The following is an 8,138-nucleotide window of genomic DNA, read 5'->3' on the forward strand; positions in this document are numbered from 1 at the left end:
CGATATCAAGATAAGCAATTGGCACGCTACCATACTTTTATCACTTCTCAGTCTCCCTATTTCCAGACTCATTCTCCTGAATCCTTTGGGACCATGGATAAGCATTTCATGATGACGCATTTCAATGAACTCAATACTCTGGGAGTGGATCGAGATCAGGCTTTAGAGATGGCGATTCGCGGAGAACAAACGCGAGATTTTACCGAGATGAATGGAGAAGTAGCAGTAGGCTTGTCTTCTGGGTCTTCCGGCCACCGAGGAGTTTTTGTCACCACAGAAAAAGAAAGAAGTATGTGGGCTGCAGCAATCTTAGCCAAGATGTTGCCAAAAGGAAACCTGTTTGGTCATCGCATTGCCTTTTTCTTACGAGCAGATAATGAACTCTATCAAACCATTAATTCAGACCTTATTCGCTTGGAATATTTTGATATTTTCAAGGATAGCAAGGAGCATTTAGAGCGTCTCATGGACTATCAACCAACCATTGTGGTCGCACCAGCTTCTACCTTGATTGAGTTAGCCAACTATGTCAGCAATCAGCAACTTGCGATCCAACCCGTCAAGGTTGTTTCTGTCGCAGAGATTCTAGAAGATCGAGATGCTCAGACCATTGCCAAAACCTTTCAACTAGACAAGGTTGATCAGGTCTACCAAGCGACAGAGGGATTTTTAGCTTGTACCTGTTCAGAAGGCAATCTACATCTTAACGAAGATATTTTGTATGTCGAAAAAGAGTATCTTGATGATAGCCGCTTTTATCCGATTATTACGGATTTCAAACGGACCAGTCAACCCATCTATCGCTACCGACTCAATGATATTTTGGTGGAAGAAAAGTCTCCTTGCCCTTGTGGTTCCGTCTTTACTCGAATCGCAAAGATCGAAGGACGATCAGATGATATCTTTTATTTCAAAAAAGAAGATGGCAGTAGCCAGATGATCTATCCGGATTTTATTCGACGGTGCATTCTCTTTGTCGAAAATATTCAGGACTATCAAGTAACTCAGTTGGCAGATGGATCCATTACCATTGCCTTGAGTCACCGGACAGAGTCTATGGAGCAAGCGATCTTTGCTCAATTTGAACTCTTAGCTCAGCAAAAACAATTCATTCTCCCAAGTATTCAATTTATCGATTACCAATGGGACCCAACACGTAAATTAAAACGTGTTCAACGACTTCAATAAAAGGAGAATCCTATGACTACTGTAAAAAGACATTTGCAAATTAAAGGCTATGGAACTGCGCTTCCAGCTCATACCGTAACTTTCAAAGACCAGACTCGTTACCGCGTGAAAGAAGGAGAAGAAACACAGATTGATCTTGCAGCGCGTGCGATTGAATCGGCTTTAAACCATGCGGGGCTTGAAATGGCAGACATCGACTGTCTGGTTTCGGCTAGTGCTGTTGGCGTTCAGCCCATTCCTTGTACAGCTGCTTTGATCCATGAGCGCGTGGCCAAGGGACTAACGATTCCTGCTATGGATATCAATACCACCTGTACCAGTTTTGTATCTGCTTTAAGCACTGTTTCTTATCTGATTGAAGGTGGAGAATACCGTCGGGTTCTGATTGTATCTAGTGAAGTAGGTAGCCTAGGGCTGAATCCCAAACAAAAAGAAAGCTTTGAACTGTTTAGCGATGGCGCCGCAGCTTTTATCTTTGAAGCAACAAAGGAAGACAAAGGAATCATTGCCAGTATGCAACGTACCTGGTCTGAGGGAGCCCATGACACCGAAATTCGTGGTGGTTTGACAGCTTATCATCCGAAATTGTACTCTGAAGCAACCAAGACGGATTTCATGTTTGACATGAAAGGGAAGAAAATCCTTTTGCTTTCTGCCCGTGTTATTCCAGAAATGTTCCAAGAATTCCAAGAGAAATCAGGCATTTCTAAAGATGTTGTAGACTATATTATTCCTCACCAAGCAAGCCGTGCCTTGCCACTCGTCATGGACAAATTAGGAGTTGGAAAAGACAAGTACCTTAATATTGTCAGTGATTATGGAAATATGGTTTCGGTAGCCGTGCCTTTCGGCCTAGCCTATGCATTGGATCATGGCTATGTGAAGGAAGGAGATACCATCTTTTTGATGGGAACTGCAGCAGGGATGACGGTCAATATGTTGGCACTGAAACTCTAATGATAGATCCTCTTATTTCAAGCTCAAAAAGCATCAAGTCCCGCTAGTCTTTAGCGGGCTTTTTTGATATAATGAAAGGTATGGAAATTGAGAAAACCAACCGAATGAATGCGCTCTTTGAGTTTTATGCAGCGCTCTTGACGGACAAGCAGATGAACTACATCGAGCTCTATTACGCAGATGACTACAGCTTGGCTGAGATCGCGGAAGAGTTTGGAGTGAGCCGTCAGGCGGTCTATGACAATATTAAACGTACAGAAAAGATTTTGGAAGACTACGAAATGAAACTCCATATGTATTCCGATTACATTGTTCGTAGTCAAATTTTGGATCAGATTTCTGAAAAATACCCTGAAGATCCTTTTTTACAGGAACAAATTTCTGTGCTTTCCAGTATCGATAATCGAGACTAAATAAATATAAGACTTAACTAGGAGAAAGAGTATGGCATTTGAAAGTTTAACCGAACGTTTACAAAACGTCTTTAAAAATCTTCGTAAGAAAGGGAAAATCTCTGAAGCGGATGTCCAAGAGGCGACCAAAGAGATTCGTCTAGCCCTCTTAGAGGCCGACGTTGCCCTTCCTGTTGTAAAAGACTTCATCAAACGCGTCCGCGAGCGGGCTGTAGGTCATGAAGTCATCGAAACCTTGAACCCTGCCCAACAAATCGTGAAGATTGTCGATGAAGAATTGACAGCGATTTTGGGTTCAGAAACAGCAGAAATTATCAAATCTCCAAAGATTCCAACCATTATCATGATGGTCGGTCTTCAAGGGGCTGGTAAAACAACTTTTGCTGGGAAATTAGCTAACAAATTAGTCAAGGAAGAAAAAGCGCGTCCTTTGATGATTGCGGCCGATATTTATCGTCCAGCGGCCATCGACCAGTTGAAGACCCTTGGTCAACAGATCAATGTCCCTGTCTTCTCACTTGGTACAGAAGTCCCTGCAGTAGAGATCGTTCGCCAAGGTTTGGAGCAGGCAAGAGCCAATCACAATGACTATGTCTTGATCGATACGGCTGGTCGTCTGCAAATCGACGAAAAACTCATGGGCGAGTTGCGCGACGTCAAAGCCCTTGCTGAGCCAAATGAAATCCTCTTGGTTGTCGATGCCATGATTGGTCAAGAAGCGGCCAATGTGGCGCGTGAGTTTAACGAACAACTCGAAGTGACCGGGGTGATCTTGACCAAGATCGATGGGGATACCCGTGGTGGTGCGGCTCTTTCTGTCCGTCAGATTACTGGGAAGCCAATCAAGTTCACTGGTACTGGTGAAAAAATCACTGATATCGAAACCTTCCACCCAGACCGTATGTCTGGTCGAATCCTCGGTATGGGGGATATGCTGACGCTGATCGAGAAGGCTTCTCAAGAATACGATGAGAAACGCTCTCTTGAACTCGCTGAAAAAATGCGGGAAAATACCTTCGATTTCAATGACTTCATCGATCAATTAGACCAAGTTCAAAACATGGGACCAATGGAAGATCTGCTCAAGATGCTTCCAGGTATGGCCAACAATCCAGCCATGAAGAACCTCAAGGTAGATGAACGAGAAATTGCTCGCAAACGTGCGATCGTATCATCCATGACCCCAGCTGAACGGGAAAATCCAGATCTATTGAATCCAAGCCGTCGTCGTCGGATTGCTGCTGGATCAGGAAATACCTTTGTCGAAGTCAACAAATTCATCAAGGACTTTAACCAAGCCAAACAGATGATGCAAGGCGTCCTCTCTGGCGATATAAACAAGATGATGAAACAAATGGGGCTCAATCCAAATAATATGCCGAAGAATATGCCTGGTGGAATGCCTGATATGTCTGCCCTCGAAGGCATGATGGGACAAGGTGGCATGCCTGACTTGTCAGCTCTTGGTGGAGGCGCTGGAATGCCTGATATGAGCCAAATGTTCGGTGGTGGTCTCAAAGGAAAAGCCGGTGAATTCATGATGAAACGGGCGATGAACAAGATGGCCAAACAAATGCGCAAAAATAAGAAAAAACGGAAATAATCGTTTCTAATAAGGGCCTGGAACACACTGTTCTGGGTTCTTTTAGAAACTACTACTAGAGGAAACATGTTAAAAAAACTATTTCAACAAGTCATTCGTTTCTTTGCAAGATTGTTTTCTTCGCACAGCAAGCCCTTTGAATTCCCAAAAGGATCGAAGAAACCTCCGATCAGACCGATCATCTTTGTACCTGGGAGTTCAGCTAGTATCCAGCGATTCAATGGAACCATTCGCATGCTCCATCGCTTTTCTAGAAAAAAGCAAAGTCTTTTAAAAATAAAAGTCAACAAAGATGATTCTATAGAGATGGAGGGAAGACTGAATACGAAAGAGCCGAATCCAATAATTGTGATTGGCTTCGAGAACAATCGAGACGGCTACAGCAATATCAAGCAGCAAATCGAATCCCTTAAGATAGCTCTAACCTACCTTCTTGATCACTATCATTTTACAGAGTTCAAGGCAGTCGGGCATTCTAATGGTGGACTGGTTTTGACTGGTTTACTGGAAAGTGGCTTTTTAGAAAAGAAAAAACTGACCGTAAGGAAGCTCGCTATTATTGGTAGTCCGTACCAATTCAACCAAGAGATGTATGATGATTTTCAAAAATGGAAGCATCGCCTGGGAAAAGAAGTAGAGGTACTTAACTTTGTCGGTAGCTTTGCTGGGAAATCAGATGGCATCGTCCCTCTCTCTAGTGCCCAAGCAGCACAATCTATTTTTGACAATCAAACCTATACAGAAGTGAATTTAAACGGTCGCAAGGCTCATCATTCAGCTTTACCCACTAATCCAGATCTAGTGAAACAATTAAGTCTATTTTTGAATCTATAGTGAAATTACATAATTTCGGTTATGTAATTTTTGTTTGTCTCTTGCAATCCTTAGGTAAATATGGTACATTTTTGGTAGCGATTACACATACCTAAGGAGGATTTTATGAAAGATCCTAAATTACTAGAGACAATGAAAGTTTACAAGGGACAGGATGATGTTCCCGCAGATTTTGATGCTTTTTGGGATCAAGCCCTAGCAAAGATGACTGAACTACCTGAATACAAGCTTGAAGAACAAGATTTCAACATTCCAAATGTGATTTGTTATAAATTAACCTTTAAAGGAACCAGAAATGGCCTTGTCTATTCAAGAATGATCCTTCCAAAAACGGATCAAAAGATCACAGTGATTTTCCATTTTCACGGCTATATGGGGCGTTGTTGGGATTGGTCCGACATGCTGGCTTATACAGTAGCTGGCTATGGAGTGGTCTCTATGGACGTAAGAGGTCAATCAGGCTATTCAACGGACGGAGATCGATCACCACTTGGAAATACGGTAAAAGGACAGATTATACGTGGGGCCGTGGAAGGTCCAGACCAGCTCTTTTATAAGGATGTCTACTTAGATCTTTACCGGTTAATTGAAATTGTAGCCAGCCTTCCTCAAGTAGACAACAGCAAACTTGCTAGCTACGGAGCTTCTCAAGGTGGTGCCCTAGCTCTGGTTGCTGCTGGATTGAATAAACGGATTCAACGAACAGTCGCCATTTACCCATTCTTATCGGATTTCAGACGGGTATTAGAGATTGGGAACACCAGCGAGGCCTATGACGAGCTTTTCCGTTATTTCAAGTTCCACGATCCATTTCATGAAACAGAAGATCGTTTGATGAAGACTTTGGCCTATATTGATGTGAAAAATTTTGCCCATCGCATCAAAGGAGAAGTTCACATGATTACCGGGCTAGATGATGATGTCTGTTATCCTGAAACGCAGTTTGCTATTTATAATCGCTTAGAATGTCCAAAAGAGCATTTAATCATGCCAGAATATGCTCATGAAGCTATGAACGTTCAAGTCAATGATCGAGTCTATAATTGGCTCTGTGGTAGCAAGATTCCATTTCAGTATGTAGAAAAATAAGTTAGAGAAGAAAAACAACCAGTAAATCCATGAGATTTGCTGATTTTATTGTGTTTGAAAAGAATCTAGTATAGAAAGGGATACAAAACAGTCCTATTAACCCTTATAACATCTTTCCGAAAAACTATAATTTTCTTGAAAAATATATCTGGCTATGCTATACTACTAGTATAGAAAGATTTGGAGTAAAACATGAAACGCGAGATCTTATTAGAACGGATTGATAAACTCAAACAAGTCATGCCCTGGTATGTATTGGAATATTATCAATCGAAACTGGCCGTTCCCTACAGTTTTACAACCTTGTACGAATACTTAAAGGAATACGATCGATTTTTTACCTGGGTTTTGGAATCTGGTATATCGGATGCTGACACCATGGCCGAGATCCCCTTAGACGTTCTGGAGCACATGACCAAGAAAGACATGGAATCCTTTATTCTTTACCTACGTGAACGTCCTCTACTCAATGCCAATACGACGAAAAACGGTGTTTCCCAAACAACCATTAACCGTACTTTATCTGCACTTTCTAGTCTCTATAAATACTTGACTGAGGAGGTTGAGAATGAGCAAGGGGAACCTTATTTCTACCGTAACGTCATGAAGAAGGTTGCTACCAAGAAAAAGAAAGAAACCTTGGCTGCGCGAGCCGAAAATATCAAACAAAAACTCTTTTTAGGAGATGAAACAGAAGGTTTTCTTAACTATATCGACCAGGAGTACCCTCAAACACTCTCAAATCGCGCCTTATCCTCCTTTAATAAGAATAAAGAGCGAGATTTAGCCATTATAGCACTCCTTCTTGCTTCTGGTGTCCGTCTCTCTGAAGCGGTCAATTTGGACCTTCGTGACCTTAATCTTAAGATGATGGTCATTGACGTCACTCGAAAAGGTGGAAAACGAGACTCAGTCAATGTTGCTGCCTTTGCGAAGCCTTATCTGGAGCAATATCTCGCTATTCGAGACAAACGGTACAAGACTGAAAAGACTGATACAGCTCTCTTTCTAACCATGTATCGAGGTGTTCCAAACCGAATTGATGCTTCTAGCGTGGAAAAGATGGTCGCCAAGTATTCAGAAGACTTCAAAGTCCGTGTGACACCCCATAAGCTTCGCCATACATTAGCAACCCGTCTCTATGATGCAACCAAATCACAGGTTTTGGTCAGCCATCAGCTGGGACATGCTAGCACACAGGTAACGGACTTGTATACGCATATCGTTAATGACGAACAGAAAAATGCCTTGGATAGTTTATAAGATACATAATATAAATTATGTAATATATTTCATATAAAAAAAGAAGCTGGTTTTATATCCAGCTTCTTTTTTTACTTTATTCCACCACTGCTTCAGCAATTTCCTCTGCAGTGATACCTGCAAAATAACGGCCTAGATTAATGGTTTGAAGGGCATTGAGGACGTCTTCACGTTCGTATTTAACACCACGAAGGACATCTTCTACTGCTGCTACGTCTTCGATACCGAAGAAGTCACCGTAGATCTTGATGTCTTGGATTTTGGATTCAATAACATTCGCAAAGATTTCAACCTTACCGCTAGGGAATTTAGTGCCACGACGGACATTGTATTCAGGGGACTTCCCATAGTTCCAATCCCAGGTACCGAACTTGGTTTCCTTAATACGGTTAATCTCCGCCAATTCTTCATCTGAGAAGACATATTCTGTCATCTCAGGATATTCTTTCTTCATGTAGTCCAAAAGTAGGTCACGGAACTCTTCAACAGTGATCTTTTCTGGCAACTCATCGATAATATTAGTTACTCGAGCACGGACTGATTTAACCCCTTTTGATTCAAACTTATCTTTAGACACTTTAAGTGCGTTAGCTAGGACTGACAAATCCACGTCAAAGAGAAGACAACCATGGTGCATGATCCGTCCATTGATATAGGCTTGGGCATTGCCACAGAATTTCTTACCGTCGATTTCCAAGTCGTTACGGCCTGTAAATTCAGCTTTAACACCAAGTTCAGCTAAAGTATTGATAACTGGAGTAGAGAAGCTCTTGAAGTCAAAGGCCTTGTTT

The 8,138-nt window shown here is 42.0% G+C and carries 8 protein-coding genes; 7 read left to right on the forward strand and 1 reads right to left on the reverse strand.

Annotated features, from left to right (window positions below; genetic code table 11):
* The 7 genes from SPADD19_RS06585 to xerS all read left to right on the forward strand — a co-directional run.
* Positions 1-1,188, forward strand: a 1,188-nt coding sequence (locus tag SPADD19_RS06585) for a F390 synthetase-related protein (RefSeq protein ID WP_061455566.1), incomplete at its 5' end; no start/stop codon positions are given.
* Positions 1,189-1,200: 12 nt separating this feature from the next.
* A complete protein-coding gene (locus tag SPADD19_RS06590; RefSeq protein ID WP_049517882.1) occupies positions 1,201-2,145 on the forward strand; it encodes a 3-oxoacyl-[acyl-carrier-protein] synthase III C-terminal domain-containing protein in 945 nt (314 codons plus the stop codon).
* Positions 2,146-2,225: 80 nt separating this feature from the next.
* The gene (locus SPADD19_RS06595; protein ID WP_003016592.1) at positions 2,226-2,558 is read left to right on the forward strand and encodes a putative DNA-binding protein; all 333 of its coding nucleotides are present in this window, start codon (positions 2,226-2,228) and stop codon (positions 2,556-2,558) included.
* A 31-nt stretch (positions 2,559-2,589) separates the two neighbouring features.
* Positions 2,590-4,161: a signal recognition particle protein gene (gene ffh, locus SPADD19_RS06600; protein WP_061455567.1), complete on the forward strand. Its 1,572-nt coding sequence runs from the start codon at positions 2,590-2,592 to the stop codon at positions 4,159-4,161.
* 66 nt (positions 4,162-4,227) lie between these two features.
* Positions 4,228-4,995, forward strand: coding sequence for an alpha/beta hydrolase (locus tag SPADD19_RS06605; RefSeq protein WP_061455568.1), 768 nt, complete (start codon positions 4,228-4,230; stop codon positions 4,993-4,995).
* 105 nt (positions 4,996-5,100) lie between these two features.
* Entirely contained in the window at positions 5,101-6,084 is a 984-nt protein-coding gene (locus SPADD19_RS06610; RefSeq protein ID WP_061455569.1) for an acetylxylan esterase, read from the forward strand.
* A 192-nt stretch (positions 6,085-6,276) separates the two neighbouring features.
* Positions 6,277-7,347 (forward strand): tyrosine recombinase XerS, encoded by a 1,071-nt coding sequence (gene xerS / locus SPADD19_RS06615; protein WP_061455570.1) that lies wholly within the window; start codon positions 6,277-6,279, stop codon positions 7,345-7,347.
* 76 nt (positions 7,348-7,423) lie between these two features.
* Here xerS and lplA read toward each other — a convergent pair.
* Positions 7,424-8,138, reverse strand: a 715-nt coding sequence (gene lplA, locus SPADD19_RS06620) for a lipoate--protein ligase (protein ID WP_061455601.1), incomplete at its 5' end; no start/stop codon positions are given.

It is taken from the genome of Streptococcus parasanguinis (assembly GCF_001578955.1).
In the GTDB taxonomy this organism is placed as follows: domain Bacteria; phylum Bacillota; class Bacilli; order Lactobacillales; family Streptococcaceae; genus Streptococcus; species Streptococcus parasanguinis_U.

Excerpts from the sequence above, each read along its gene's own strand:
- SPADD19_RS06590 (WP_049517882.1), top strand. The coding sequence starts at position 1,201 with ATGACTACTGTAAAAAGACATTTGCAAATTAAAGGCTATGGAACTGCG.
- SPADD19_RS06595 (WP_003016592.1), top strand. The coding sequence starts at position 2,226 with ATGGAAATTGAGAAAACCAACCGAATGAATGCGCTCTTTGAGTTTTAT.
- ffh (WP_061455567.1), top strand. The coding sequence starts at position 2,590 with ATGGCATTTGAAAGTTTAACCGAACGTTTACAAAACGTCTTTAAAAAT.
- SPADD19_RS06605 (WP_061455568.1), top strand. The coding sequence starts at position 4,228 with ATGTTAAAAAAACTATTTCAACAAGTCATTCGTTTCTTTGCAAGATTG.
- SPADD19_RS06610 (WP_061455569.1), top strand. The coding sequence starts at position 5,101 with ATGAAAGATCCTAAATTACTAGAGACAATGAAAGTTTACAAGGGACAG.
- xerS (WP_061455570.1), top strand. The coding sequence starts at position 6,277 with ATGAAACGCGAGATCTTATTAGAACGGATTGATAAACTCAAACAAGTC.